The 25,340-nt window shown below is 72.7% G+C and carries 25 protein-coding genes; 11 read left to right on the top strand and 14 right to left on the bottom strand.

What is annotated here, in order from left to right; translation table 11 throughout:
- Positions 1-136 precede the first annotated feature (136 nt).
- Positions 137-790, top strand: a complete 654-nt coding sequence (locus tag ACFZ8E_RS16665) for a DUF2147 domain-containing protein (RefSeq protein ID WP_405043290.1) — start codon at positions 137-139, stop codon at positions 788-790.
- 153 nt (positions 791-943) lie between these two features.
- On the opposite strand, the gene ACFZ8E_RS16660 is transcribed toward ACFZ8E_RS16665, so the two are convergent.
- Positions 944-2,167, bottom strand: coding sequence for a serine hydrolase (locus tag ACFZ8E_RS16660; RefSeq protein WP_147843947.1), 1,224 nt, complete (start codon positions 2,165-2,167; stop codon positions 944-946).
- Between the two features lie 64 nt (positions 2,168-2,231).
- Entirely contained in the window at positions 2,232-2,741 is a 510-nt protein-coding gene (locus ACFZ8E_RS16655) for a DUF427 domain-containing protein (protein WP_147728397.1), read from the bottom strand.
- A gap of 107 nt (positions 2,742-2,848) precedes the next feature.
- Here ACFZ8E_RS16655 and otsB point away from each other — a divergent pair, with 107 nt between their 5' ends.
- Positions 2,849-3,598, top strand: a complete 750-nt coding sequence (gene otsB / locus ACFZ8E_RS16650; protein WP_243937524.1) for a trehalose-phosphatase — start codon at positions 2,849-2,851, stop codon at positions 3,596-3,598.
- A 134-nt stretch (positions 3,599-3,732) separates the two neighbouring features.
- Positions 3,733-4,686 carry a glucokinase gene (locus ACFZ8E_RS16645; RefSeq protein WP_405043289.1) on the top strand — a complete coding sequence of 318 codons (954 nt, stop codon included), beginning with the start codon at positions 3,733-3,735 and terminating at the stop codon, positions 4,684-4,686.
- Between the two features lie 43 nt (positions 4,687-4,729).
- On the opposite strand, the gene ACFZ8E_RS16640 is transcribed toward ACFZ8E_RS16645, so the two are convergent.
- Positions 4,730-6,208 carry an MFS transporter gene (locus ACFZ8E_RS16640; protein WP_147843944.1) on the bottom strand — a complete coding sequence of 493 codons (1,479 nt, stop codon included), beginning with the start codon at positions 6,206-6,208 and terminating at the stop codon, positions 4,730-4,732.
- 115 nt (positions 6,209-6,323) lie between these two features.
- Between ACFZ8E_RS16640 and ACFZ8E_RS16635 the strand changes: the two genes are divergently transcribed.
- Positions 6,324-6,671, top strand: a complete 348-nt coding sequence (locus ACFZ8E_RS16635; RefSeq protein WP_243937528.1) for a hypothetical protein — start codon at positions 6,324-6,326, stop codon at positions 6,669-6,671.
- An 18-nt stretch (positions 6,672-6,689) separates the two neighbouring features.
- Here the strand turns inward: ACFZ8E_RS16635 and ACFZ8E_RS16630 are convergent, their stop codons facing one another.
- The 5 genes from ACFZ8E_RS16630 to ACFZ8E_RS16610 form a co-directional block, all read right to left on the bottom strand.
- Positions 6,690-7,793: an ABC transporter permease gene (locus tag ACFZ8E_RS16630; protein ID WP_243946867.1), complete on the bottom strand. Its 1,104-nt coding sequence runs from the start codon at positions 7,791-7,793 to the stop codon at positions 6,690-6,692.
- Entirely contained in the window at positions 7,790-8,713 is a 924-nt protein-coding gene (locus ACFZ8E_RS16625) for an ABC transporter permease (protein WP_405043287.1), read from the bottom strand. The genes ACFZ8E_RS16630 and ACFZ8E_RS16625 overlap by 4 nt, the downstream gene beginning before the upstream one ends.
- A gap of 43 nt (positions 8,714-8,756) precedes the next feature.
- Entirely contained in the window at positions 8,757-8,951 is a 195-nt protein-coding gene (locus ACFZ8E_RS16620) for a hypothetical protein (protein ID WP_405043286.1), read from the bottom strand.
- A 75-nt stretch (positions 8,952-9,026) separates the two neighbouring features.
- Complete coding sequence (locus ACFZ8E_RS16615) at positions 9,027-10,622, bottom strand: peptide ABC transporter substrate-binding protein (RefSeq protein ID WP_243946869.1); 1,596 nt, start codon at positions 10,620-10,622, stop codon at positions 9,027-9,029.
- 4 nt (positions 10,623-10,626) lie between these two features.
- On the bottom strand, positions 10,627-11,064 hold the full coding sequence (locus tag ACFZ8E_RS16610) for a heme-binding protein (protein ID WP_147729912.1): 438 nt from the start codon (positions 11,062-11,064) through the stop codon (positions 10,627-10,629).
- 111 nt (positions 11,065-11,175) lie between these two features.
- Here ACFZ8E_RS16610 and ACFZ8E_RS16605 point away from each other — a divergent pair, with 111 nt between their 5' ends.
- Positions 11,176-12,273 carry a hypothetical protein gene (locus ACFZ8E_RS16605; protein ID WP_243946871.1) on the top strand — a complete coding sequence of 366 codons (1,098 nt, stop codon included), beginning with the start codon at positions 11,176-11,178 and terminating at the stop codon, positions 12,271-12,273.
- A gap of 67 nt (positions 12,274-12,340) precedes the next feature.
- A complete protein-coding gene (locus tag ACFZ8E_RS16600; protein ID WP_243946872.1) occupies positions 12,341-13,051 on the top strand; it encodes a dihydrofolate reductase family protein in 711 nt (236 codons plus the stop codon).
- A 4-nt stretch (positions 13,052-13,055) separates the two neighbouring features.
- On the opposite strand, the gene ACFZ8E_RS16595 is transcribed toward ACFZ8E_RS16600, so the two are convergent.
- Positions 13,056-13,958 carry an alpha/beta fold hydrolase gene (locus tag ACFZ8E_RS16595; RefSeq protein WP_243946874.1) on the bottom strand — a complete coding sequence of 301 codons (903 nt, stop codon included), beginning with the start codon at positions 13,956-13,958 and terminating at the stop codon, positions 13,056-13,058.
- 222 nt (positions 13,959-14,180) lie between these two features.
- Between ACFZ8E_RS16595 and ACFZ8E_RS16590 the strand changes: the two genes are divergently transcribed.
- Positions 14,181-15,500 carry an MFS transporter gene (locus tag ACFZ8E_RS16590; protein WP_405043285.1) on the top strand — a complete coding sequence of 440 codons (1,320 nt, stop codon included), beginning with the start codon at positions 14,181-14,183 and terminating at the stop codon, positions 15,498-15,500.
- A 35-nt stretch (positions 15,501-15,535) separates the two neighbouring features.
- On the opposite strand, the gene ACFZ8E_RS16585 is transcribed toward ACFZ8E_RS16590, so the two are convergent.
- The 3 genes from ACFZ8E_RS16585 to ACFZ8E_RS16575 form a co-directional block, all read right to left on the bottom strand.
- Positions 15,536-16,696: a glycosyltransferase gene (locus tag ACFZ8E_RS16585; protein WP_405044396.1), complete on the bottom strand. Its 1,161-nt coding sequence runs from the start codon at positions 16,694-16,696 to the stop codon at positions 15,536-15,538.
- A 130-nt stretch (positions 16,697-16,826) separates the two neighbouring features.
- Positions 16,827-18,695 (bottom strand): ABC-F family ATP-binding cassette domain-containing protein, encoded by a 1,869-nt coding sequence (locus ACFZ8E_RS16580; protein ID WP_405043284.1) that lies wholly within the window; start codon positions 18,693-18,695, stop codon positions 16,827-16,829.
- Between the two features lie 69 nt (positions 18,696-18,764).
- On the bottom strand, positions 18,765-19,631 hold the full coding sequence (locus tag ACFZ8E_RS16575) for a UDP-3-O-acyl-N-acetylglucosamine deacetylase (RefSeq protein ID WP_243946878.1): 867 nt from the start codon (positions 19,629-19,631) through the stop codon (positions 18,765-18,767).
- Positions 19,632-20,011: 380 nt separating this feature from the next.
- Here ACFZ8E_RS16575 and ACFZ8E_RS16570 point away from each other — a divergent pair, with 380 nt between their 5' ends.
- The 4 genes from ACFZ8E_RS16570 to ACFZ8E_RS16555 all read left to right on the top strand — a co-directional run bounded on the left by ACFZ8E_RS16570 (position 20,012) and on the right by ACFZ8E_RS16555 (position 23,636).
- Positions 20,012-20,698 carry a Crp/Fnr family transcriptional regulator gene (locus tag ACFZ8E_RS16570; RefSeq protein WP_147727456.1) on the top strand — a complete coding sequence of 229 codons (687 nt, stop codon included), beginning with the start codon at positions 20,012-20,014 and terminating at the stop codon, positions 20,696-20,698.
- Between the two features lie 4 nt (positions 20,699-20,702).
- A complete protein-coding gene (locus ACFZ8E_RS16565; protein ID WP_405043283.1) occupies positions 20,703-21,761 on the top strand; it encodes an ABC transporter ATP-binding protein in 1,059 nt (352 codons plus the stop codon).
- A gap of 160 nt (positions 21,762-21,921) precedes the next feature.
- A complete protein-coding gene (locus tag ACFZ8E_RS16560; RefSeq protein WP_147842667.1) occupies positions 21,922-22,842 on the top strand; it encodes an ABC transporter permease subunit in 921 nt (306 codons plus the stop codon).
- Positions 22,839-23,636 (top strand): ABC transporter permease, encoded by a 798-nt coding sequence (locus ACFZ8E_RS16555; RefSeq protein ID WP_405043282.1) that lies wholly within the window; start codon positions 22,839-22,841, stop codon positions 23,634-23,636. The genes ACFZ8E_RS16560 and ACFZ8E_RS16555 overlap by 4 nt, the downstream gene beginning before the upstream one ends.
- Before the next feature lie 3 nt (positions 23,637-23,639).
- Here the strand turns inward: ACFZ8E_RS16555 and ACFZ8E_RS16550 are convergent, their stop codons facing one another.
- Both ACFZ8E_RS16550 and ACFZ8E_RS16545 read right to left on the bottom strand, forming a co-directional pair.
- Positions 23,640-24,299, bottom strand: coding sequence for a 3-oxoacid CoA-transferase subunit B (locus tag ACFZ8E_RS16550; protein WP_405043281.1), 660 nt, complete (start codon positions 24,297-24,299; stop codon positions 23,640-23,642).
- Between the two features lie 174 nt (positions 24,300-24,473).
- Positions 24,474-25,211, bottom strand: a complete 738-nt coding sequence (locus ACFZ8E_RS16545) for a CoA transferase subunit A (protein WP_243933255.1) — start codon at positions 25,209-25,211, stop codon at positions 24,474-24,476.
- Positions 25,212-25,340: the final 129 nt, after the last annotated feature.

Below are 25,340 nucleotides of genomic sequence, written 5' to 3'. Positions count from 1 at the left end.
GTCATCGGCCGTGCGGCACGGCGCGCCGAGGCACGGCCATGATCCCGTCATGTTCCGAGCGGATGGCGGGGCCCAGAGATTGGGCACGCGGGCGGGGCGAAGGCCACGGCGCGGGCGCGCGGAAGGAGTAGTGGGTATGACGGTTCGACGGATCGGCGCGGGAATCAGCGCCTGGGCCGGGCGTGCGATGGCGCTGGCAATGCTCTCGGGCATCGCGCACGCGGCGACGCCCGCGGACCCGAGCGGCACGTGGCTCACCGAGGACGGGCGTGCCCGCATCCGAGTGGAGAAGTGCGGCCCGAGCAACAAGAGCCTGTGCGGCTACGTCGTGTGGCTGAAGGTGCCGCTCAACGACAAGGGCCAGCCGCGGGTCGACTTCAAGAACCCCGACGCGAGCAAGCAGACGCGCGCATCGCTGGGCCACCAGCTCATCATGGGGCTGAAGCCGAACGCCGACGCCCATTACGAGGGCAAGATCTACAATTCCGAGGACGGCAAGTCCTACGACGTGACGATCTGGTCCGACACCCCGGAGGAGCTGACCGTCCGCGGCTGCCTGATCGCCTTCCTGTGCAAGTCGCAGACCTGGAACCGCGTGACCGACGTGGTCGCCGGCCAGATGACCGGGCCGACGAACGGTCCGGGAGGCCCGCGCACCGATCCGGAATACATGGCCGCCAAGCCGGCCGCGACCGGCTCGACCGCCGCCAAGCCCGCGGCGGCGAAGCCCGGCGCGAAGCCGGCTCCGGCCGCCGGCACGCCGCCCGCGGCCGCGCCCGCCGACGAATAGGCGCCGCAGAAAGAAGGCGCTGTCGACCACGAGAGCGTCTCCCGTGATCCCTGGATCACGGGAGACGCTCTGTTTCGTCGTGTGGTCGCGTTATCCTCACGCGCGTGGGCATCCGCCTCGCTCGAGAATGCTCCCCCGCGCCCCGATCCCGTGTCAATCGGTCAGCGCGGCGTAGGTCAGCACCCGCAGCTCCTTTCGGATCGGCAGGGCCGAGGACGGGACGAGCTGCGTCAGCAGCACCACCGCGAGCTCCTCGGCCGGATCGACCCAGAACGCGGTCGAGGCCATGCCGCCCCAGGCGACCTCGCCCGGCGTGCCGACGATCTGGGCCTTGGCCGGATCGAGCATCACCGAGAAGCCGAGCCCGAAGCCGATGCCGTGATAGGACGATTCCGCGAAGCGCGGCGTGCCGACCGCGGCGAGGTCGCCGGGCAGGTGGTTCATCGTCATCAGCTCGACCGTCTTGCGCCCGAGCAGGCGCGCGCCGTCGAGCTCGCCCTTGTTCAGGATGAACCGGCAGAAGCGCAGGTAGTCGGAGGCCGTCGAGACGAGGCCGCCCCCGCCGCCGGCGATCGCCGGAGGCTTGGCGAAATGGGTCTCGACCGCGTCGTCGTAGAGCGTCAGCGTGCGGGTGCGATCGTAGACGTAGTTCGCGGCGAACCGCCCCATGTTCTCGGGTCTCACGAAGAAATCGGTATCGATCATGCCGAGCGGCGCGAGCACGGCGTCCCGCAGGTAATCCGCGAAGTCGCGCCCCGAGACGACGGCCACGAGGTGGCCGAGCACGTCCGTCGAGACGCTGTAGTTCCACGCCTCGCCGGGCTGCGACAGGAGCGGGAGCCGGGCCACGGTCGCCACCACCTCGGCGAGGCTCGCATCCGGGCGCAGGAAGTCGGCGCCCTGCTGGCGGTAGAGCGCATCGACCAGGGTCGATTCCATGAAGCCGTAGGTCAGGCCGCCGGTATGGGTGAGCAGGTCGCGGATGGTGATCGGGCGGCGGGCCGGCTCGGTCTCGAGCTTGGCGCGGTTGCCGCCGGTCGCGACCCGCATCTCGGAAAACTCCGGCAGGAAGCGCGCGACCGGGTCGTCGAGCTGGAACCGGCCCTCCTCGTAGAGCTGCATCACCGCGACCGAGGTCAGCGGCTTGGTCATCGAGTAGATCCGCGTCACTGTGTCGGTGGTGAACGGCGTCCTGCGGGCGAGGTCGGCGAGGCCGTGGGCGCGCTGGAACACCGTGTGCCCGCGCCGCGCCACGCTCACCGACAACCCGGCGAGCTTGCGCTCCGCGACGAGGCTGCGCATCCAGCCGTCGATCCGTTCCAGGCGTCCCGGGTCGATGCCGACGTCCTGCGGCCTTCCGTCGATCGCATCGCTCATGCCGTGCTCCTTGTTCCCGGCGCCCGATGTAGCGGTCCTGGGGCGGCGGGACAGCTCCCGAGGCTCACCAGCCCATTGTTCCAGGGCCGCCCTTGAACGGGCCGACGATGCCGGGGGTGATCCAGCCGCCGTAGAAGCCGCCCGGCTGCGGCTCCGCGCGGACGCCGCCGACGGTGCAGGCCTCCATCGGGCCGGCATAGAAGGCGACGTAGCCGGCGATGGCGCGGAAATCCGGCGTCGGATCGGGATAGGCCCAAGCGGCACCGGGAACAGCCGCGCCGGGAATCGCTGCGCCGCCCGCCGTCACGTCGAACAGCACCGCGCGGCCCTTCCATTCGCAGATCCCGGCCCGGTGCGCCGGCCCGAGCACGCCCTCGGCGACGTCGGCGGGCGGGAAGTAGTAGGTCGGCGGATGGCTGGTCTCGAGCACGCGAAACCCGGCCCGCGTCTCGGCGATGGTGCGGCCGCCGAGGACGACCTTCAGCGTCGCGGCGACCGGCTCCAGCCGGGGCGGGCGCGGATAGGCCCACACGCTCTCCTCACCGGGCTTCGTCGGGGATGGGGTCGGATGCATCGCGTCGTCCTCGGTTCGTCTCGTCCGAAACATAGGGCGCCGCGAAGATGCGTTTGCCGAAAACGCGCGGCGTGCTAGCCCCGACCCGACAGCCCGGAGCGCCGCCGTTGGACACGCCCATCGCCCTCTTCCTCGATTTCGACGGCACCCTGGTCGAGATCGCGCCGCGGCCGGACCTCGTCCGGGTCGAGCCCGGGCTGGTGCCGATGCTCCAGGCGCTGCACGCCCGGCTCGACGGGGCGCTGGCGATCGTGACCGGGCGCCCGGTCTCGGTGATCGACGACTTCCTCGCACCCGCCGCCTTCGACGTCGCCGGGCTGCACGGGGTCGAGCGCCGGGTCGACGGCGTCCTCACCGGCGGCAGCCCGGACGACCATCCGGAGCTGCGTGCGCGGATGCCTCGGCTCCGGGCCCTGGTCGCCGACCTCGACGCGGTGCTGATCGAGGACAAGGGCGCCTCGGTCGCCGTGCACTGGCGCCTGGCGAACCCGGCCGATGCCGAGCGGGCGGAGGCCGCGGTCACGGCGATCGCCACCGAGCTGTCGGGCCAGTACCGGCTCCAGCTCGGGAAGGCGGTCGGCGAGATCGTGCCGGCCTCGGCCACCAAGGCGCACGCGATCCGCGCCTTCCTCGAGCACGCCCCCTATGCCGGCCGCCGCGCGGTGTTCCTCGGCGACGACCGCACCGACGAGATCGCGTTCGCCAGCGTCGCGGCGTATGGCGGCCTCGGCATCCGCATCGGGCCCGGCGAGACCGCGGCCGCGCGGCGCCTGGCCGACCCGAACGCGGTGCACGCCTTGCTTGGCAGCTGGGCGGCGGGCGGGATCATCGACCCGGACACGCTGCCGGCGGCCTGAGCCGCGCCGGCGGCTCCATCGGACAGACAGCGACGCGTCGGCCGGGACGGCCCGCGTCGATCGGGAAAGGGTACCGCATGTTCGCGTTTCCGGTCCTCGTCGGCGATATCGGCGGCACCAACGCCCGGTTCGCGGTGGTCGATTCCAAGGGCGCCGCGCCGCGCCCGCTCTCGCACGAGGAGACGGCGCGCCACCCCGACCCGTCGAGCGCCATCCGCGCGGCGCTGGCCAAGCAGGGCGATGAAGGCGGAAAGCCGCCGCGCTCGGCGATCCTGGCCATCGCCGGCCGGGTCGACGGCCCGAAGGTGCAGCTCACCAATGCCCACTGGGTGATCGAGGGCGCGAAGATCGGCGCCGATTTCGACCTCGACTCGTCCGTCGTCGTGAACGATTACGTCCCGGTCGCCGCCGGCGCCGCCGGCATCGCGCCGCACGACCTGACCCCGATCGGGCCGACCGGGCACGCGCCCGGGGGCGCCCGCGTCGTGCTCGGGCCCGGCACCGGCTTCGGCGCCGCGGCCCTGGTGCCGTATTCGGATCGCCTCGCGATCGTCTCGACCGAGGCGGGCCACACCGATATCGGCCCCGCCGACGCGTTCGAGGAGAAGGTCTGGCACGCGCTGGAGCGCGTCGAGGACCGGATCACCGTCGAGACCGTGCTCTCCGGCCCCGGCCTCGCCCGCCTGCACGCCGCGGTGCGCCACGTCAGGACCGGCGAGCCGCCGGAGAAGATCGAGCCGGCGGCGGTGACCCAGGCCGGGCTCGACGCCTCCGACCCGCATGCCGCCGAGGCGCTGGAGCTGTTCGGTAGCGTGCTCGGCCGCGTCTGCGGCGACCTCGCCCTGACGTTCCTGGCCACCGGCGGCGTCTATATCGGCGGCGGCATCGCCCCGCGGATCGTCAAGCTGCTGCAGCAGGGCGGCTTCCGCGATTCCTTCGAGCGGAAGGCGCCGTTCGCCGCGATGATGCGGGCGATCCCGACCAGCGTCATCACGGTCCACGACCCCGCCTTCACCGGGCTCGCGGCCCTGGCGAGCGAGGGCGAGACCTTCGTCTATCACGGGCAGGTTTGGCGCCGGGGGGCGTGATCTTAACGCCGCCCGGCCAGATCATAGCGCGCGGGACGAGCCGTCACGCCGCCGCGAGCGGCTTCGAAACGTCCTCCAGGGACCGCCCCTCGGCCGCCGTGCCGAAGAGGCCGCCGACGATCGAGGCCACCGCCATCAGCGCGGCGCCGACGAGGTAGCCGCCGAAGACCGCGTCGCGGGAGCCGGTCTCGACGAGCGAGCCGAACAGCAGCGGCCCAGACACGCCGCCGATGCCGGTGCCGATCGCGTAGAAGCCGGCGATGGCCAGCGCCCGGATCTCCAGCGGGAAGGTCTCAGCCACCGTGAGGTAGGCGGCGCTCGCGGCGGCGGAGGCGAAGAAGAACACCACCATCCAGACGCCGGTCTGCGCCCAGGCGCCGAACACCTCGATCTTGAACAGGTACCCCGCGCCCGCGAGCAGCAGCGCGGAGATGCCGTAGGTGAAGGCGATCATCGGGCGGCGGCCGACCGTGTCGAACAGGCGCCCTAACAGCACCGGCCCGAGGAAGGAGCCGAGCGCGAACGGCAGCAGGTACCAGCCGACGCTGCCGCCGGGCACGCCGTAGAAGCGCTCCAGCACCAGGGCGTAGGTGAAGAACAGCGCGTTGTAGAAGAACGCCTGCGCGATCATCAGCGACAGCCCGACGAACGTCTGCCGGCGCGAGGTGCCGAACATCGTCCCGAACACCTCCGAGAGCGGCGTGTGGCTGCGGGTGCGCAGCTTCATGCGCTTGCCCGCGTCGACCGGCGGCAGGGTGTGGCCCTCGTCGGTGAAGCGCTTCTCGATGCCGGTGACGACCCGGTCGGCTTCCGCCGTGTAGCCGTGCGTCGCGAGCCAGCGCGGGCTCTCGGGGATCCAGGTGCGCAGCAGCAGGATCACGAGGCCGATGGCGCCGCCGGTGAAGAACGCGACGCGCCAGCCCCAGGCCGGGTCGATCACCTCGGGCTTCAGCAGGACGATCGACAGGAAGGAGCCGAGCGCCGCGCCGATCCAGAACGAGCCGTTGATGACGAGATCGGTCCAACCGCGCACGCGGGCGGGGACGAGCTCCTGGATCGTCGAGTTGATCGCGGTGTACTCGCCGCCGATGCCGGCGCCGGTGAGGAAGCGGAAGATGCAGAAGGAATAGACGTTCCACGACAGGCCCGTCGCCGCGGTCGCCGCGAGGTAGAGGGCAAGCGTGATGAAGAACAGCTTCTTGCGGCCGATGCGGTCGGTGAGCCAGCCGAAGCCGAGCGCCCCCGTGACCGCGCCGACGAGGTAGGACGAGGCGGCCAGGCCGACGTCGAACTCGGTGAAGCTCATCGGCGCCTTGCGCAGCGCCCCGACCAGCGCCCCGGCGAGCGTCACCTCGAGCCCGTCGAGCACCCAGGTGATGCCGAGCGCCACGATGACGAGGACGTGGAACCGGCCCCAGGGCAGCCGGTCCAGTCGCGCCGAGATGTCGGTGTCGACGACCGTGCCCATGGGGGCGCGCTCGGGCGTCTTCTCGCCCGAGGCCGTCTCGACTTTGGTCGCCATGACTGTGTTTACCTTGACTCGAGACTGCTGTTCAGAACGGCGGAGACCAACAAAAGGTTCGGCCGAGCTTTCATCGTTGCGGGCTTTGATGGCGGCATCACCGTGGATGCTCCCCATGAAGCCTCGCCCCGACGTCCGCAAGACCGGTCGCCTCCCGCCCCGCCATTCCTTGGCCGCCCGTTCCGGAGCCCGCCGCCTCGGCCCCTGCCTGCGCGTGGCGATCCTGGGCACGGCCGCGCTCGCCGGCCTCGCCATCGTGCCGACGCACGGCGCCGACGCGACGCTCGCCCGGGACCGGCAGCCGGTCGCGATGTCCGGCGCCGACCGCTGGCGCCTGCGCCCGGCCCAGACCAACATCGTCCTGCCCGCGGCCGCGCAGGCGCGGGTGCGCCCGGCGATGCCGATCCCCGAGGAGCGCCGCCGCGTCCGGCAGGTCTACCCGGCCTATACCGAGATGCGGTGACATCGCCGGGCGCGGGCGTCAGGCGTCGGCGCGCGGATCGAGCGCGTCGGCCAGCCCGTCGCCGAGCCGGTTGAGCGCGACCAGTGTCGCGACCAAGAACGCCGCCGGCCCGGCGAGCATGTGGGGGGCGGATTCGAGGCTGCGCGCGCCCTCCGCGATCAGCACGCCCCAGCTCGTCGCCGGCTCCTGCACCCCGAGGCCGAGGAACGACAGGAAGCTTTCGAGCAGGATCACCCGCGGCACCAGCAGCGTGGCGGCCACCGTCACCGGCCCGAGGGTGTTGGGCACGATGTGCCGGCGCATGATGGTCGCGGCCGAGAGCCCCAGCGCCTCGGCCGCGCGGACGAAGTCGCGGCGGCGCAGCGCCAGCGTCTGGGCGCGGACGATACGGGCCATGTCGAGCCATTCCACGGCGCCGATCGCGATCAGGATCAGCACGAGGCTCGCGCGGAAGAACACCACCAGCACGATCACGAAGAACACGAACGGCAGGGCATAGAGGATGTCGACGACGCGCATCATCGCGGCGTCGACGGCCCCGCCGGCGAAGCCCGCCACGGCGCCGTAGACGATGCCGACGCCGAGGGCGACCAGCGTCGCGGTGAGCCCGATCAGCAGCGAGACGCGGCCGGCCACGAGGCTGCGGCTGAGCAGGTCGCGCCCGTGCACGTCGGTGCCGAGGAGGAAGTGCAGCTTGCGGACCGGTACCGCGACGGTGAGGCGCCGCCCCTCGTCGTCGCGGGCGACGATGCGCGGCTCGCCGAACAGGTCGGAGCGCGGCAGGTAGACGAGGCCGCGCGCGTCGATGGGCGCCTCCGAGGCCAGCACGAGGCGGAGCACGCCGTCCGCCATCTCGGCCTGCGCGACCGCGGCGCGGATGCGGAAGGCGAGGCGATCGAGCGCCGGCCTCAGATGATCCGCGTCGGGCTGCGCCGCGAAGCCGGGGGGAAGCTGGCGCAGGTCGGGGTAGGTCCGCTCCGGCGCATGGCCGGTGAGGAAAGGGCCGACGAGGCAGGCGAGCGTCAGCAGGACAAGCACGGCGAAGGCCGCCGTCGCGCCGCGATGGCGCGAGAGCCGCAGCAGCGCGCGGCGCGTCGGCGGCAGGCGCGGGGGTAGGCTCACGCGTGCAGCCGCAGGCGCGGGTCGAGCCACGCGGAGACGAGGTCGGCGACGAGGTTGAGGGCGACGACGAGGACCGCGACCAGCACCACCGTCCCCATCACCAGCGTGTAGTCGCGGTTCAGCGCGCCCTCGACGAAGTAGCGGCCGATCCCGGGCAGGCCGAAGATGGTCTCGATCACCACCGAGCCGGTGAGCAGGGCGGCCGAGAGCGGCCCGAGGATCGCGACGACCGGCAGCAGCGCGCCGCGCAGCGCGTGGCGGGCGACGCGCCAGGGCGGGAGGCCGAGGCTGCGCATCGTCCGCACGTGCTGCGCGCGCAGCGCCTCCGCCATCGCCGCGCGGGTGAGCCGGGCGATGCCCGCGGCCTGCGGCAGCGCCAGGGTGATCACCGGCAGCACGAGATGCGTCGGCGCGCCGCCCTCCCAGCCGCTCACCGGCAGCCAGCGCAACGACAGGCCGAAGGCGATCTGCAGCAGCGGCGCGACGACGAAGCTCGGCACCGAGAGGCCGAGGGAGGCGCCCGCCCCGACGAGGCGGTCGAGCCATCCGCCGCGGCGGTAGGCCGCCAGCGCGCCGAGGCCGACCCCGAGGATCAGCGAGACGGCGAGCGCCAAGCCGCCCAGGATCATCGAGACCGGCAGGCCGCGGGCGAACAGGTCCGCGACGGTGAGGTCGCGAAACGAGAAGGACGGCCCGAGATCGCCCCACGCCAGGGCGGCGAGGTAGCGCCCGAACTGCACCGCCAGCGGCTGGTCGAGCCCATAGACCCGCCGCAGGTTGTCCATGGCCGCCGGTGCCAGCGGCCGCTCCAGGTCGAATGGGCCGCCGGGCGCGAGCCGCATCAGGAAGAAGCTCGCCGCGATCACCACGAACAGGGTCGGGACCGCCTGCAGCAGCCGGCGCAGGACGTAGCCGGTCATGGGCGATCGGGGCGTCGGAGGCGACGATGCCGCGTCGGAGCGTTCACGCCCGTCGCGCTTCGCGATACCCGGCCCAGATCCCGATCCCGAGCGAGGCCGGCAGCGTGACGGCGAGGTTCGTGCCGTGGTTGAGGTAGAGATCGCCGAAGAACAGCATCGCGAACACGAAGACCCCGAGCAGGATCGGGTGACGCCTGGAGCGGGCCGGGTCGGGCGCCGGCGGTGCGACGTCGTTCATGGAATGCTCCGCTGCCGATGGTCCCGCCCTGTATCGGTCCCCCGCCCCGGCGAGACAAGCGCCGGGGACACGCGCTCAGCCCACCAGCCGCAGAAACCGCGTCGGCGCGGCGTTGCGCAGGTTCGGCACGTAGCCGTGCAGGCGCGGCGAGATCAGGGCCTTCGAGCGCGTGTGCATCACCGGGATCCAAGGCAGGTCGCGCATCGCGAGGCTCTCGGCGCGGGACAGCAGGCCGGCGCGGGCGGCGAGGTCGCGCTCGGCGGCGGCCTCGGCCAGGAGGGCGTCGTATGCGGGGTTCGACCAGTGGCCGGGATTCATGCCGTCGTTGCCGGTGGTGAGCAGGAACAGGAAGTTCTGCGGGTCCGAGTAGTCGGCGATCCAGGACATGCGGGCGACGTCGAAGTCGCCGCCGTCGCGCAGGTAGGCGAAGTGGGTCTTGGCGTCGGTGTAGACGAACCGGGTCTCGATCCCGAGGCCGCGCCACATCTCGGCGACGGCGACGGCGGTGTTGCGGTTGTTGTCGCTGGTGTTGAAGCGGTACTCGACGCGCAGCGGCCGATCCGGCCCGAAGCCCGCTTCCGTGAGCAGGCGCCTCGCCGTGTCCTCGTTGTCGATGGGGAGGCGGGTGCGCCCCTCGGTCTCCGGCGGCGTCCGGTAGTTGTCGAGGCCGGGCGGGCACAGCGAGTAGGCCGGGCTCATGGTGCCGCCCCACAACGCCGCGGCGAGGTATTCGCGGTCGAGCGCCAGCGAGAGGGCGCGGCGGACGCGGACGTCGTCGAAGGGCGGCTTGCGCGTGTTCACCGCCAGGGCGTAGAGCCCGAGCGAGGGTCCCAGCACCACCTGATCGCCGAAGCGGCGGCGGAGCGACGCCATCTGGTCGCCCGGCAGGTCGGCCAGCGAATCGAGCTCGCCCGCATCGTAGCGGCGCACCGCGCTCGAGAGGTCCGGCGTCGGCACGAAGGCGACCTGCGCGATCGCGACCTCGGCCGCCGCGTGGAAATGTGGGTTGCGCCTGAGCACGATGCGGTCGTTCGGCACCGAATCCGCCAGGGCATAGGGGCCGTTCGAGACCAGGTTGCCCGGCCGGGTGAAGCCGTCGCCGAAGCGCTCGACCGAGGGGCGGTGCACCGGCAGCGCGGTCTGGTGCGTCAGCAATTCGAGGAGGTAGGGGGTCGGCGCCTCCAGCGCGATCGTTAGCGTGCGAGGGTCCGGCGCCGCGACGCCGAGCGCCGTCGCCGGCATCGCGCCGCGGTTGATAGCGGCCGCGTTGCGGATCGGAAACAGCACCTCGGCGTACTTCGCCGCCGTCTCCGGCGCGAGGATGCGGCGCAGGGAATAGACGAAGGCCTCGGCCTCGACCGGATCGCCGTTCGACCAGCGCCCGCCTTCGCGCAGGGTGAAGGTGTAGGTCAGCGCATCGTCCGAGATGCGCCAGGATTCCGCCGCGCCGGGGACGATGGCGCCGCGATTGTCGTAGGTGAGAAGGCCGTCGTAGAGGTCGCGCAGGATGTGCGCCTCGGCCACCGTCGAGGAGCGATGCGGATCGAGGGTCTCGGGATCGGCGTCGTTGCCGCGCCGATACGTGGCCTCCGGGGCCGCTCCGGCCCCGGCCGAGCCCCCGAGCAGCAGGGCGCCGGCGCCGGTCAGCCAGCCACGGCGCGGCAGGCGCATCGGCTCAGGCGCCGGTCTCGGGCACGAGCCCGGCGGCCTCGATGCCGGCGACCGCGCAGATCTCGTCGTTGTCCGAGGTGTCGCCGGAGATGCCGACGGCGCCGAGAAGGCGCCCGTCGGCCGCACGGACCAGCACGCCGCCCGGGACCGGCACCAGGGCCGCCGGCCCGACCACGTGGCTCACCGCGGCGACGAAGTAGGGCTGCGCCTCGGCGCGGGCGTGGATCGCCCGCGAGCCGAGGCCGAGCGCGAGCGCGCCGTTGGCCTTGCCCATCGCGATCTCGGCGCGGCGGAGCGAGGTGCCGTCCTCCGCCTGGACACATTTTAGAGAACCGCGATCGTCATATACAACCACCGCAAGCGGCTTCAGGCCGCGCGTTCGCGCCGTCTCCAGGGCGGTGGCGACGATGGTGCGGGCGGCCTCGAGCGTCAGGTCGATCATCGGAACCGAGGGGGATCTTGGGGGACGGACGGCCGCGCGGACGGTCCGCGACGGCCAGGGATCAGGACAGGGAGGCGATCGACGGTGCGTCGCGCGATCATCCATATCGGAATGCCCCGGACGGGGTCCACATCGCTGCAGCAGGTGCTGGCCAACCTGCGGCCGCGGCTAGCGGAAGCCGGCCTGCTCTACCCGGACCTCGCACCCGAAGGCGCCCAGCCCGGGTCCGACGTCAACCACCAGGGATTGGGCGAGGCGCTCGACGGGCGGCGGCCGAAGGCGGAGCGCCGCGCGATGCTCGCGCGCCTCGATCGCGTCCTGTCCGAGACGGACGCCGACACGGTGATCCTGTCCTACGAGGACTTCTCGGTGCAGCGGCCGAGCTTCGGCGTGCCCCGGACGCTGTCCGAGGCGTTCGCCCGCCGGGGCTTCGCGATGGATGTCGTGATGGCGGTCAAGCCGCCGTTCGAGTTCCTGAACTCCGCCTACGCCCACCGCGCGCAGCTGGTGAAGGAGCCGCGCAGCTTCCGCGAATACGCTCGTGCGAACCGCCGCTCCGGGCGGCTCGACTATCGCGCGCTGATCGCGCCCTGGGCGCGGGCGACGGACGGCGCCGTGATCGCCGTGCCGCTGCGCGACGCGCGCTCCGACGCGACGCTGGTCGAGCGGTTCGTCGCCGCGCTCGGGCTGACCGCGCGGCTCGCGCCGATGATGGACGCCGACGCCCTGCGGACCGTGACCAACCGCAGTTCCGGGCCGCTCGCCGTCGAGGCCTCGCGCCGCCTGCGGCACCTCCGGGTCCACCGCCAGGTGGAGGGCCACCCGCGCCGGATCGGCCACGTCCTCGACCAGGCGGCGTGGTCGCGCGGTCTCGATCCGGAGCCGTTCCGCGGCGACGCTCCGGACCTCGCCGAGGAGATCGCCGACCGCTTCGCCGCCACCTGCGCGCGCTTCGCCGACCTCGCCTGGGGCCTGCCGTGGGATCGCGTCGTCGCCGCGGCGCCGGCACGGGCGCCGAACGAGTGGGCCGGGCGGCCGATCCCGCCGGAGACCGAGGCGCAGATCGCGCTCCTGATGCGCGAGACGATGCGCCGCTTCGATTTCCGCAGGCCTCCGGCGTGGCGCCGGATCCCGGCCGAGTGCGCCGAGAGCGCCGCGTTGGGCGCGGCGCGCCTGATCGGCTTCGAATCACGCTGGCGCGTCAGCTGAGCGGCCCCTGTGCGAAGGGCCGTCGCGGGCTAGTTCCGGCGGCGACCCGTCCGCAGGAGACCCGACGATGGCCGAGACCGCCAGACCGCACGTGATCTGCCACATGACCAGCTCCGTCGACGGGCGGATCAAGACCCGCCGCTGGGGGATCGAGGCCGACGACCATTACGAGACGGTGCACGCGCGCCTCGACGGCGATGCCTGGATGTGCGGCCGCGTCACCATGCAGGGCTACGCCGACAGCGCCACGCCGCTCGCCGCCCCGCCCGCCGATGACGGCCCGGTGCCGCGCGAGGACCACGTCGCCCGGCGCGACGCGTCCGGCTACGCGGTGGCCCTCGACGCGAAGGGTCGCCTCGACTGGGGCGCGCGGAACGAGATCACCGGCGATCACGTGGTGGTGGTCCTGACCGAGGCCGTCCCCGACGCGCATCTGAGACGCCTGCGGGCGGGCGGGCAATCCTACCTGTTCGCCGGCACCGAGACGATCGACTTCGCGCTGGCGGTGGAGAAGCTCGGCCGCCTGTTCGGCATCGCCCGCCTCCTGGTCGAGGGCGGCGGCGGCCTCAACGGCTCGATGCTGCGGGCCGGCGTGATCGACGAGCTCAGCCTGCTGCTCGCCCCGGCCGTCGACGGCCTTCGCGGCACGCCCGCGGTGTTCGACGTCGACGGCACCGAGGCCGACTCGCTCGGGGCCAAGCGCCGGCTCGAGCTGAGATCCTGCGAGACCCTGTCCGGCGGGGTGGTCTGGCTCCGCTATCGCGTCGCCGCGGCCTGAGCGGTCAGGCGAGGCCGGCGAAGAACCCGTCGAAGAGCCCCGTCACCGTCGCCGGGTCCTCGAAATGCGGGAAGGCCCCGGTCGGCAGGGCCCGGATCGTCCAGTTCGGCCGGGCGGCGAAGCGCGGCGCGTCGCGGAAGTCGACGAAGTCGCCGCGGCTGCCGTGGAGCATCAGCACCGGGAGCGTCAGCGCCTCGTAGAGCGTGGTGGCGTCGGTCGGGAACAGGTGGCCGGCCACGAAGCAGTAGGGCGCGTGCCGCGCCCCGGGCTGGTGGGCCGAGCGGTAGTCGTAGGCGAACAGCCCCTCGTCGATCCGCTTCGAGCCGAAGGTCTTCTGCAGGAAGAAGCGCATGCTCGGGCGGCTGACGAGGAGGGCGAACAGCGCCGGCCCGAGGAGGCGCGAATCGACGATCGCACGGACGCGCGGGCTGCCGCGGTCGCCGCCCGCCGGCCCGCGCCCGGAGAGGCGCCGGTCGAACCCGGTCGGGCTGATCAGGCCGATCGCACGATAGGCCTCCGGCCGCTCGACCACGGCGCGGGCGAGGTAGGAGGCCGAGAGCGAGAGCGCGATCGCGTCGATGCGGACGCCGCCGTGCCGGCGCGCGATCGCGTCGGCGACGGCGTGGATCGCGTCCGCCATCACCCGCGGGTTGTAGAGCCGGCGCGAACGTTCGGAGAAGCCGAAGCCCGGCAGATCGAGGGCGTAGACCGGGCGCCGCCCCTGCGCATGCAGGTAGAGCGGGCGGACCTCGTAGGCGTTGGCGGCGGCGTTGATCGAATGGATCAGCAGCAGCGGCATCCCTTCGGCCTCGGCCGAGCCGTAGACGCTCACCCGGCCAGCCGCCGTGTCGATCACCTCCCGCCGCCCGGGAAGGGCAGGGGGTAAGCCGTCGGGGCTCGTCGCCATCGCCTTGCGCCTCGTCTCGGGACGGATCGGTCGTCGCGACAACGGGATGAGCGGGCGGAACGTTGCCTGGCGCCGCCTGGTGCCTCGCCGTCGCATCGCGCCCGCGGCGCCGCACCCGGCAGCCGTTGACAGGGGGGCGGCGGTGTCGCGATCGTCCCCGGCCGAGGGGTGCCGGGTTCGTGGAACGCCGGATGCGCCGGCGACGCGAGGGAGTGACGGACCATGGCTCAGGCGGAGATCGGCGCGATCGAGCGCGCCACCCTGCGCACGGTGACGTGGCGCATCCTGCCGTTCCTGATGCTGGCCTACTTCGTCGCCTTCGTCGACCGGGTGAACGCGGGCTTCGCCGCCCTGCAGATGAACCAGGACATCGGCCTGTCGCCGGCGCAGTTCGGCCTCGGCGGCGGCCTGTTCTACGTGTCCTACGTGTTGTGCGAGGTGCCGAGCAACGTCGCGATGGAGCGCTTCGGCGCCCGCATCTGGCTCGCGCGGATCATGATCACCTGGGGGCTCGTCTCGGCCGGGATGGCCTTCGTCGTGGGCCCGGTCTCGTTCTACGCGGTGCGTCTGCTGCTCGGGGCGGCCGAGGCCGGGTTCTTCCCCGGCGTGATCCTCTACCTGACCTACTGGTACCCGCGCGCCTATCGCGGGCGGATCGTGGCGATCTTCATGGTCGCGATCCCGATCTCGAGCTTCCTCGGGTCGCCGCTCTCGGCCTGGCTGCTCGGCACCGACGGGATGCTCGGCTTCCGCGGCTGGCAGTGGCTGTTCCTCATCGAGGCGGTGCCGGCGGTGCTGCTCGGCATCCTCGCCTTCGTCCTGCTGCCGGACGGCCCCGCCCGCGCGAGCTGGTTGACGCCGCAGCAGCGCGCCTGGCTCACCGAGCGCCTGGCCGACGACCGGGCCTCGGTGGTGGAGGGCGCGAGGAGGCCCGCCGGCCACCTCTCGCTGCGGCAGGTGATGACCAACCGCTACGTGCTCGCCGCCTCGCTGATCTACGCCGGCGCCTCCGGGGCGAGCCAGTGCCTGTCGCTGTGGCAACCGCAGATCATCAAGTCCTTCGGCCTGACCAACCTCGAGACCGGGCTGCTGAACGCGATCCCCTTCGGCATCGCCTCGGTGCTGATGATCGTCTGGGGGCGGTCCTCGGACAGGCGGCGCGAGCGCGTCTGGCACACCGCGCTGCCGCTCGGGCTGCTGGCCGCCAGCCTCGCCGCGTCTGTGCTGACGAGCCAGCTCTGGCCGACGATCCTGATCCTGTGCCTCGCCAACACCGCGACCTACACCGTGAAGGGCCCGTTCTGGGCGCTCTCGACCGAATGGCTCTCGGCGGGCGCGGCCGCGGCCGGCATCGCCCAGATCAACGCCATCGGCAACATCGGCGGGTTCCTCGGCACCTACCTCCTCGGCGTCATCAACGACGCGACGGGAAGCTACCCGCTGGGGCTGATGCCGCTGGTGATCCTCTCCGCCATCGGCTGCGCCCTGGTGCTGGGGCTTGGAAAGGCGAAGTCGCCGGCGCCCGCGCCGGCGCGGGCCTGAGGCCACCGGGAGAGGGGACCGGCGCCTTACCTGGTTCAGGGCATGGCCCGCGTGACCGCCCCTGCCGATGTCGACGCCGCGACAGCCACTGGCCCCTCCCATCGGTCCCGAACCGATGCGAACGCCCGCACGACCGGCAGCACCGCCTTCGCGAGCCGGATCTGGCCGGGCAGTCGCGCGACGCTCAGCGGCGCGTGCTTCAGCTTCGGGCTGGCGCGCTCGGCCTCCGCGACGACCTGGCCGACAAGGGGGAGGGCGGCGATCCGCGCCGCCTCGTCCGCCGGGATGCCGAGGCGGCGCGCCCAGGCCGTGCTCGTCCCGAGCCGGCCGGAGGCATGGAGCCGGCGCAGGCGGCGGCGCCAGAGGTAGCGATGGAGCGCGCGCGGCACCGGTTCGAGTCGCGCGTCGCAGAGCGCGCCGGGATCCTCGCAGCGGGAGCGGATGGTGTCGGCAACCCCGCCCGGCGCCCGGCCGGTGAGGCGGGCGGAGATGAACACCAACACCGCCGGGTCGTGGCGGACCCGGAACCCGTGCGCGAGGAGGCGGGCGACGAAGGCGCCGTCCTCGCCGAGGGCGATCTCCGGCATGCCGCCGACCCGGGCGTAGGCGTCGCGGCTGACGGCGAGCGTCGCGCCGATGGTGGTGCGGTGGCACGGCCACGGGTCGTTCGGATCGGGGTCGATCCGCGCCTCCGCCTCGGTCAGGAGCGCGCTGTAGGCGTCTTCCAGGCGTCCGCGGGCCGGGAGCGAGGGCGGCAGCAGGGCCGCCTCCTCGGGGATCAGCTCGACCCGGCCCGCGACCGCGTCGGCGCCGGCCGCGAGCGCGCGCAGGTTGGCGAAGACCCAGTCCGGCGGCACGCGGCTGTCGGCGTCGGTGGACAGGATGGTGCCGGCGCCGCCGAGCCAGCCGGCGGCCGCGTCCATCGCCTTGCGCCGGGCCCAGCCGGCATGGGCGCCGGCATATTCCATTTCGATCACCCGCACCGGCACGGAAAGCCGCGGCACCAGCTCGGCGATGATGCGGGCGGTGTCGTCCGTGCAGTTGTTGAGGAAGAGCACGATGCCGAGGCGGCCCGGGGCCAGGCCCTGCTGCGCATCGAGGGCGTCAAGGCAGAAGCCGATGCGCTCGGCCTCGTTGCGCACGGGGATGGCGACGACCGTGTCCGGCCCACCGGCCGCCGGCGTCGTCGGCGCGATGGCATCGAGCACGACCGTATCAGGCATCATCCATCCTCGATCGCCGACGCTCTCCCGCACGGCGACGGTTCGTATCGTGGAACGTCGACATCCTGTCGCGGGCCGCGCCTGTACAGGGGCTGAAGGCCGATCAGGCCGCCGCCTCGATCTCCCCGCTCACCGAGAGCCATTCCTCCTCGGCGGCCCCGAGCGCCGCGACCGCGTCGGCGCGCATCTTCGCGATCTCGCCGGCCTTGGCCGCGTTCTGGAGGAAGGCGGTGCCGTCGCCGAGCGCCGCGTCGATCTTGGTGATGGCGGCGGTGAGCTTGTCCATGCGCGCCTCCAAGCCTTCGAGCCGCTTGCGCAAGGGGGCAAGCGCGGCGCGGCGCTCCACCGCCGAGCGCCGCGCCTCGGCCTGCTTGCCGCCCGAGGCGTCCTCGTCGCGGGCGGCGTCGCGCTCGGGACCGGCCAGCACGAGGCGCCGGTAATCGTCCATGTCGCCGTCGAAGGTTTTCACGGAGCCGTCGGCGACCAGCCAGAGCCGGTCGGCGCAGGCCTCGACCAGGAAGCGGTCGTGGCTGACCAGGATGACCGCGCCCTCGTAGTCGTTGATCGCCTCGACCAGCGCCTGCCGGCTCTCGATGTCGAGGTGGTTGGTCGGCTCGTCGAGGATCAGCAGGTGCGGCCCCTCGAAGGCGGCGAGCCCCATCAGCAGGCGGGCCTTCTCGCCGCCCGAGAGCTGCGAGACCGGCGTGTCCGCCTTGTTGGCGGGAAACCCGAGCCGGGCGGTGGCGGCGCGCACCCGCGCCTCGGGGGCGTCCGGCATCAGCGTGCGCAGGTGCGCCACCGCGTTCTCGGCCGGGCGCAGCTCGTCGAGCTGATGCTGGGCGAAGTAGGCGACCTTCATCTTCGAGGAGCGGCGCAGCTCGCCGGACAGCGCGTCGAGCCGGCCGCCGATGAGCTTGCAGAAGGTCGACTTGCCGTTGCCGTTGGCGCCGAGCAGCGCGACGCGGTCGTCGGGGGCGAGGCTGAGGTTGAGGCCCGAGAGCACGATGCGGTCGGGGTAGCCGGCCGCCACCCGCTCCATCGCCACGATCGGCGGCGAGAGCGGCTTCTCCGGGCTCGGCAGGTGGATCACCGGCACGTCGTCCTCGATCAGCCCGGCGATCGGCACCATCTTGGCGAGCTTCTTGACGCGCGACTGCGCTTGGCGCGCCTTCGTCGCCTTGGCCTTGAACCGGTCGATGAAGCTCTGGAGATGCGCCCGCTCGGCATCCTGCTTCACCTTGGCCTTGGCCTGCAGCATCCGCTTCTCGGAGAGCTGCTTGGCGAAGGAGGTGTAGCCGCCGCGGTAGATCGTCAGCTTGCCGCGGTCGAGGTGCAGGATGTGGTCGACCGACTCGTCGAGCAGGTCGCGGTCGTGGGAGATGATGATCGCGGTGCGGGGATAGCGCTCGAGGTAGTCGTAGAGCCAGATCGTGCCCTCGATGTCGAGGTAGTTGGTCGGCTCGTCCAGCAGCAGCAGGTCGGGCTCGGAGAACAGCACCGCGGCGAGCGCCACGCGCATCCGCCAGCCGCCCGAGAAGTCCGAGCACGGCCGGTTCTGCGCCGCCGCGTCGAAGCCGAGGCCGTGCAGGATCGCCGCCGCGCGGGCCGGCGCCGAATGCGCGCCGATGTCGACGAGCCGCGTCTCGATCTCGGCACGGCGCAGCCCGTCGGCGCCCTCCGCCTCGGCCATGAGCTTCGCGCGCTCGGTGTCGGCGGCGAGCACGACCGCATGGAGCGTCTCGGGCCCGGCCGGCGCCTCCTGCGCCACCGCGCCGATGCGCATGCCCTTGGGCATCGAGACCGCGCTCGCATCCACCGGCCACTCGCCGAGGATCGCCTTGAACAAGGTGGTCTTGCCGGCGCCGTTGCGGCCGACGAGGCCGACGCGGGCGCGGTCGGGGATCGAGAAGCTCGCGCCGTCGAGGATCAGGCGCTCGCCGATGCGGAGGGTGAGGTCGTTGACGCGGAGCATGGGGCGTTCTGGCGAGACCGGCGCCCGGTGGCAAGCGTGCGGTGCCATGCGCTTGAGTCGTGGGACGCCTCAGACCAGATCCCAAGCCGTCGGGTCGGACATCAGCTTGGCGACCAGCGCGTGGTTGAGCTCGTGCCCGGTATGGGCCGCCGTCAGCCGCCCGAGGATCGGATGGCCGGCGAGCGCGAGGTCGCCGACGAGGTCGAGGACGCGGTGGCGCACCGGCTCGTCGGGCACCCGCATCCCGCCGACGATCCCCCCGCGCACGATCATCGCCGCCGAGCGCGCGCCGCAGCCCTGCAGGAACGGCTTGCGCGTCGCGAAGCCGTAGGCGCGCCCGAGCATCGCGCGCCAGTAGCGCCCGAAGCTGCGCGCCGGCGCGATCTCCGCGAGGAAGACGTCCGGCGTGACCGGGCCGGACCAGTCGAGCGGGCCGAAATGCGCCAGCGCGAGGTGGGCGGAGACGTGGAGCCCGTCATGCGGCGCGATGCGCAGCGTGCGCCGGCCGTCCACCACCTCGACGGTTCGCAGCACCCGGATCATGCGGCGCGGCTCGCCATTCTCGATCCGGCCCGCCGCGCGGATCGCGCGGCACCAGGGCACCGCGCTGCCGTCGAAGATCGGAAGCTCCTCGGCATCGATCTCGACGAGCGCCTCGTCGATGCGCTCGGCCGAGAGCGCGGCGAGCAGGTGCTCGACGGTGCGGACCAGCGGCCCCTCCGGCGAGCGCAACGCCGTGCACAAAGGCTGGCGCTCGCGCAGGGTCCACAGCGCCGGGACGTCGACCGTTCGCCCGCCGTGAAGCCGCCGGCGGAAGACGATGCCGTGCCCGGGCGGGGCCGGGCCGACGCGGACGGTCGCGCGGCGCCCGGTGTGAAGCCCGCGTCCCGCCAGCGTGAACGCGGCCCCGAGGGTCGCCCGACGACCGCCGAACACGGGACCGGCCGGGGCGTGGCGCGCGTCGAGGGGGATCGAAATCGCCGCGCGTCCCGGCGCGAAAAGGTCGGGCGGTGAGCCCGGAGGCCTTCGATCGGGGGGCAACAGGCGCGGCATTCCGGATCCCGGGCGCCCTCGCAGGCCGAATGCGGTCCTTCACCTAAGCGACGTCGGCGCGAACGGGAAATCACAGTCTCGCGTAGTCCGGCGCGGCCCCATCCACCTCCATCGCCGACGGTCGGCTTGACCGGTGACGACCCGGTCGTCACGATCCCGCAACAAGCTCGACGACGCGATGCTCCGGGTCGGGCCGGTCGCGCGGACTTTCAGACGGTCCGCGGCGCGGCGGTCCCGGCGCATCGCGAAGGGACCGGTTTTCGATGGCACGGCTCTCCACCATTCCGTTCTTCAAGGAGCCGGGCATCGAGCTCGGCCCCTTCGAGACGCGCTGCCACTGGCGCCGCTTCGACGAGAACGAGGTGCTGGTCGACTTCGACGACGTCTCCACCGACGTCTACTTCCTCGCCACCGGCGAGGTGCGCATCCTCAACCGCACGCAGTCCGGCAAGGAGGTGATCCTGGGCGAGATGCGCGGCGGCGCGTTCTTCGGGGAGCTGTCGGCGCTGGACGGCGTCGGCCGCTCGGCCAACGTCACGGCGCTGACCCGCGGCGAGCTCTGCGTCGTCCCGGCCTCGGTGTTCCGGCAGATGGTGTTCGCCTCGGAAGCCATCGCCGACCGGCTGTTCCGCCTGCTGACCAAGCGCGTGCGCGAGCTCAACACCCGCCTGATGGAGCACGCGCTGCTCGACCTGCGCCACCGCCTCTATGCCGAGCTGCTGCGGCTCTCGGTGCCGCGCGCGGGCGGGGGCGACGAGCGGGTGGTGACGCCGCCGCCCTACCACCACGTGCTCGCCGCCCGCATCGGCTGCCGCCGCGAGCAGGTGACCCGCGAGTTCACGGTGATGGCGGCCGAGGGCCTCGTCGACCGCACCCGCGGCGCCCTCGTGATCCGCCGGCCGGACCTGCTGGAGGCCCGGGTCGCCGAGGCCCTGCGCGAGGACGGCTGAGCCCTTGTCCGCGCCGCTGCTGCGACTCGAGAACCTGACCAAGCGGTTCGGGGCCGGAACGGCCGTCGACGCCGTCTCCCTCGACCTGGCGGCGTCCGAGTTCTTCTGCCTGCTCGGGCCTTCGGGGTGCGGGAAGAGCACGCTGCTGCGCCTGATCGCCGGGTTCGAGGCGCCGAGCTCGGGCACGATCCGCCTCGGCGACCAGGACCTCGCCGCGCTGCCGGCCCATCGCCGGCCGGTGAACATGATGTTCCAGTCCTACGCGCTGTTCCCGCACGTGAGCGTCGGCCGGAACGTCGCCTACGGGCTCGATGGCCTCGTCGCCGGCCGCGCGGCGACGGCCGAGCGGGTCGCCGCGCTGCTGCGCCTCGTGCGCCTCGAGGGCTTCGCGGACCGCGCGCCGGCGACGCTCTCGGGCGGCCAGCGCCAGCGCGTGGCGTTGGCCCGGGCGCTCGCCCGCGAGCCGCGGGTGCTGCTCCTCGACGAGCCGATGGCGGCCCTCGACCGCACGCTGCGCGAGGAGACGCAGGCGGAGCTGCGCGCGCTGCAGCGCCGCCTCGCCACCACCTTCGTCGTCGTCACCCACGATCCCGCGGAGGCGATGACCCTGGCCGACCGCATCGGCGTGATGGATCGCGGCCGGCTCGTGCAGGTGGGCCGCCCGGCCGACCTCTACCGCCGGCCGGCCACGCGATTCGTCGCGGGCCTGCTCGGCGACGTGAACCTCATCCCCGGCCGCCTCGGGGCGGAGGAGCCCGGCCCGCATCGCGGCGTCGAGAGCGCGGTGGGACCGCTGCTTGCGCGCGCGCCGGACGCGCCGCTTTCAGCCGGCGCCGACATCGTCCTCGCCGTGCGTCCCGAAGAACTGAGCCTGAGCGGGGAGGGCGTGCCCGGGACGCTGATCGAGGAGACCTTCCTCGGCGACCGCACCCGCCGCGTCGTCCGCCTCGCCGACGGCACCTGCCTGCGCGCGACAACCGCGCCGGGCGAGGGCGCGCCGGCCGTGGGCGAAGCGGTCGCGGTCCGCTTCGCCCCCGACGCCGCGACGATCCTGCCGGCATGAGAGGACGAGCGATCCCCACGATCATCGTCATGCCTCGCGCGTCGACGTCGCCACCCGTTCCCTCCCCCCTCTGCGGGGGGAGGGAAGGCCGGACGGCTCCGCTCGCGCGATGTGAGAATATCGGCGCCTCGGTGGCCGGAAGGGGAAAGAGGTCGATGCGATGACCGCACCGTCGCGTGCGCGCGCTCTTGCAGCCCTTCTCCGCCTGCCGGTCTGGCTCTGGCTCGGCGCCTTCTTCCTGGTGCCGTTCGTCATCACCTTGAAGATCAGCCTGTCGGAGCCGGCGACCGCGATGCCGCCGTACCTGCCGGTGCTCGACTGGCGGGGCGGCGCGGGGGATTGGTCGGACTTCCTCAGGGCGCTCAATTTCGAGAACTACGTCACGCTCGCCACCGACGCGCTCTATCGCGACGCGGCCCTGACGTCGCTGGCCTACGCGCTCGCGGCGACCGCGATCCTGGCGGGCATCGCCACGCCGCTCGCCTACGCCATCGCCCGCAGCCCGGCGGCGCGCCAGCCGCTGCTCGTCGCGCTCGTCGTGGTGCCGTTCTGGACGAGCTTCCTGATCCGGGTCTACGCCTGGATCGCGATCCTGAAGCCCGAGGGCCTGCTCAATCTCGGGCTGCTGCGCCTCGGGCTGATCGCGCAGCCGCTGGAGATCCTGAACACCCCCGCCGCGGTGCTGATCGGCCTCGTCTACGCCTACCTGCCGTTCATGGTCCTGCCGCTCTACGCGGTGCTGAGCCGCCTCGATCCGGCGTTGCGCGAGGCGGCGGCCGACCTCGGCGCCTCGCCGACGCGGGTGTTCTGGACCGTGACGCTGCCGCTCGCCCTGCCCGGGCTGCTGGCGGGCGCGGCGCTGTGCTTCATCCCCATGGTCGGCGAGTTCGTGATCCCGGACCTGCTCGGCGGCTCCGAGACGCTGATGCTCGGGCGCGTGCTCTGGAGCGAGTTCTTCACCAACCGCGATTGGCCGCTCGCCTCGGCGGTGGCGATCCTGCTGCTGGTTCTCGTCGTCGGCCCGGTGGTGCTGTTCCGCGACGCCGCCGCCGAGGCCGCGAGCGGCGAGGGCGCACCATGACCGCGCATCGTCCGACCGCGCTCACCCGCACGGCGCTGCTCCTCGGGCTCGGCTTCCTGTACGCGCCCATCCTGGTGCTGGTGGTCTACTCGTTCAACGCCTCGGCCCTGGTCACGGTGTGGGGCGGGTTCTCGACACGGTGGTACGGCGTCCTGCTCGCCGACGGGCCGTTGCTCGAGGCCGCCTGGGTGTCGCTCCGCGTCGCGACGCTGTCGGCCGTCATCGCGACGGCGCTGGGCACGCTGGCCGCCCTCGCGCTCGCGCGGCACGGACGCTTCCGCGGGCGCACGCCGTTCACCGGGCTCGTCACCGCGCCGATGGTGATGCCGGAGGTGATCACCGGCCTGTCGCTGCTGCTGCTGTTCGTCGGGGTCGGCATCGACCGCGGCCTCGGCGCGATCGTCGTCGCCCACGCCACCCTCGGCACCGGCTTCGTCGCGGTCGTGGTCGCCGCCCGCCTGCGCGGGCTCGACCGCGACCTGGAGGAGGCCGCCGCCGACCTCGGCGCCGGGCCGTTCCGGGTGTTCAGGACGGTGACGCTGCCGCTGCTCGCCCCCGGCATCGCCGCCGGGTTCCTGCTCGCCTTCACCCTGTCGCTCGACGACCTCGTCGTCGCGAGCTTCGTCTCGGGGCCCGGCGCGACCACCCTGCCGATGCGGCTCTACAGCCAGGTCCGGCTCGGCGTGAACCCCGAGATCAACGCAGCCTCGACGCTGCTCATCGCCGCGGTCGGCCTCGCGGTCGGCGCCGCGACGTGGCTCGGCGCCAGGCGGGGCGGCCGAGCCGCGGTGTAAGTTTCAGGCGAGCGCCACCGTGTAGGCCGCCTCGGTCTTGCTGCGGATCTCCTCCTCGGTGACGCCCTCCGCGAGCTCGATCAGCCGCATCCCGCCGTCGCCGTGCTTGTCGATCGTGAACACGCCGAGGTCGGTGATGACGAGGTCGACCACGTGCGTGCCGGTGAGCGGCAGGTCGCATTCCTTGAGCAGCTTCGGGCTCTCGGTGCCGTCCTTGTTCTTCGCCACGTGCTCCATCACGACGACGACGCGCTTGACGCCGGCCACGAGGTCCATGGCGCCGCCCATGCCCTTCACCATCTTGCCGGGGATCATCCAGTTGGCGAGATCGCCGTTTCCGGCCACCTGCATGGCGCCCAGGATCGACAGGTTGATGTGGCCGCCGCGGATCATCCCGAAGGAATCGGCCGAGGAGAAGTAGCTCGTCGTCGGCAGCGCCGTGATCGTCTGCTTGCCGGCATTGATCAGGTCGGCGTCCTCCTCGCCCTCGAACGGGAACGGCCCCATGCCGAGCATGCCGTTCTCCGACTGGAGCTGCACCGACATGCCCTTGGGAATGTAGTTCGACACCAGCGTCGGGATGCCGATTCCGAGGTTCACGTAGAAGCCGTCTTCCAGCTCACGCGCGGCACGCGCCGCCATCTGCTCGCGGGTCCAGGCCATTTTTCGATCTCCTGATGTGGGGCGCGTCCCGCGCCGTCCGCCGCACCCGCGGCGACGCGCTTCGCGCTTGCGGCCTCACGGCCGGGTTCCTGTGGGGCGCGTCCCGCGCCGTCCGCCGCACCCGCGGCGACGCGCTTCGCGCTTGCGGCCTCACGGCCGGAGGTCGTCGCGGGCTCAGACGGCGCCGCCGCCGGCCGCGGCCGGAGCGGCCTCGGCGCGCTTGCGCACCGTGCGCTGCTCGATCCGCTTCTCGCGCCCCGGAACGTGGATGATCCGCTTCACGAAGATGCCGGGGGTGTGGATGTCGTCGGCGTCGATCTCGCCGGGCTGCACCAGGTGCTCGACCTGCGCCACCGTCATCGTCGCGGCGGTCGCCATCATCGGGTTGAAGTTCCGCGCGGTCTTCCGGTAGCGCAGGTTGCCCTCGGTGTCGCCGGTATGGGCGTGGACGATGGCGAGGTCCGCGAACAGCCCGCGCTCCATCACGAAGTGCTCGCCGTCGAATTCGCGCACCTCCTTGCCTTCGGCCACCTTCGTGCCGACGCCGGTCTTGGTGAAGAAGGCCGGGATGCCGGCCCCGCCCGCGCGGATGCGCTCGGCCAGCGTCCCCTGCGGATTGAACTCGATCTGGAGCTCGCCGCCGAGGTACTGCCGGGCGAACTCCTTGTTCTCGCCGACATAGGACGAGATCATCTTCGCGACCTGCCGGGTCTCGAGCAGCTTGCCGAGGCCGACGCCGTCGATGCCGGCGTTGTTCGAGACGATGGTCAGCCCCTTCACGCCCGATTCCCGCACCGCCTCGATCAGCTCGTCGGGGATGCCGCAGAGGCCGAAGCCGCCGCACATCACCATCATGTCGTTCTTAAGCAGCCCCGCGAGCGCCGACGTCGGATCCGCATAGACCTTCTTCATGGACACTGAACCCTTCCGGCCCGCGCGCGATCGCGCCGACATTCGTTCCGCGAAAGCTGTCCCCGATTCCGGCGCGCCGGTAAAGGCGCCCGGCGTCGGGAAGCGCGGCCCCGGCCGTCCGCACGACGG

The sequence above is a fragment of the Methylobacterium sp. HMF5984 genome (assembly GCF_045033435.1).
In the GTDB taxonomy this organism is placed as follows: Bacteria; Pseudomonadota; Alphaproteobacteria; order Rhizobiales; family Beijerinckiaceae; genus Methylobacterium.
This window is presented reverse-complemented; position numbering and strand designations above follow the sequence as displayed.

Excerpts from the sequence above, each read along its gene's own strand:
- ACFZ8E_RS16625 (WP_405043287.1), bottom strand. The coding sequence starts at position 8,713 with ATGACCGGCTACGTCCTGCGCCGGCTGCTGCAGGCGGTCCCGACCCTG.
- ACFZ8E_RS16570 (WP_147727456.1), top strand. The coding sequence starts at position 20,012 with ATGGCACGGCTCTCCACCATTCCGTTCTTCAAGGAGCCGGGCATCGAG.
- ACFZ8E_RS16620 (WP_405043286.1), bottom strand. The coding sequence starts at position 8,951 with ATGAACGACGTCGCACCGCCGGCGCCCGACCCGGCCCGCTCCAGGCGT.
- ACFZ8E_RS16550 (WP_405043281.1), bottom strand. The coding sequence starts at position 24,299 with ATGGCCTGGACCCGCGAGCAGATGGCGGCGCGTGCCGCGCGTGAGCTG.
- ACFZ8E_RS16605 (WP_243946871.1), top strand. The coding sequence starts at position 11,176 with ATGCCCCGGACGGGGTCCACATCGCTGCAGCAGGTGCTGGCCAACCTG.
- ACFZ8E_RS16615 (WP_243946869.1), bottom strand. The coding sequence starts at position 10,622 with ATGCGCCTGCCGCGCCGTGGCTGGCTGACCGGCGCCGGCGCCCTGCTG.
- ACFZ8E_RS16560 (WP_147842667.1), top strand. The coding sequence starts at position 21,922 with ATGACCGCACCGTCGCGTGCGCGCGCTCTTGCAGCCCTTCTCCGCCTG.
- ACFZ8E_RS16610 (WP_147729912.1), bottom strand. The coding sequence starts at position 11,064 with ATGATCGACCTGACGCTCGAGGCCGCCCGCACCATCGTCGCCACCGCC.
- ACFZ8E_RS16665 (WP_405043290.1), top strand. The coding sequence starts at position 137 with ATGACGGTTCGACGGATCGGCGCGGGAATCAGCGCCTGGGCCGGGCGT.
- ACFZ8E_RS16555 (WP_405043282.1), top strand. The coding sequence starts at position 22,839 with ATGACCGCGCATCGTCCGACCGCGCTCACCCGCACGGCGCTGCTCCTC.
- ACFZ8E_RS16600 (WP_243946872.1), top strand. The coding sequence starts at position 12,341 with ATGGCCGAGACCGCCAGACCGCACGTGATCTGCCACATGACCAGCTCC.
- ACFZ8E_RS16580 (WP_405043284.1), bottom strand. The coding sequence starts at position 18,695 with ATGCTCCGCGTCAACGACCTCACCCTCCGCATCGGCGAGCGCCTGATC.
- ACFZ8E_RS16590 (WP_405043285.1), top strand. The coding sequence starts at position 14,181 with ATGGCTCAGGCGGAGATCGGCGCGATCGAGCGCGCCACCCTGCGCACG.
- ACFZ8E_RS16660 (WP_147843947.1), bottom strand. The coding sequence starts at position 2,167 with ATGAGCGATGCGATCGACGGAAGGCCGCAGGACGTCGGCATCGACCCG.
- ACFZ8E_RS16640 (WP_147843944.1), bottom strand. The coding sequence starts at position 6,208 with ATGGCGACCAAAGTCGAGACGGCCTCGGGCGAGAAGACGCCCGAGCGC.
- ACFZ8E_RS16595 (WP_243946874.1), bottom strand. The coding sequence starts at position 13,958 with ATGGCGACGAGCCCCGACGGCTTACCCCCTGCCCTTCCCGGGCGGCGG.
- ACFZ8E_RS16655 (WP_147728397.1), bottom strand. The coding sequence starts at position 2,741 with ATGCATCCGACCCCATCCCCGACGAAGCCCGGTGAGGAGAGCGTGTGG.
- ACFZ8E_RS16545 (WP_243933255.1), bottom strand. The coding sequence starts at position 25,211 with ATGAAGAAGGTCTATGCGGATCCGACGTCGGCGCTCGCGGGGCTGCTT.
- ACFZ8E_RS16635 (WP_243937528.1), top strand. The coding sequence starts at position 6,324 with ATGAAGCCTCGCCCCGACGTCCGCAAGACCGGTCGCCTCCCGCCCCGC.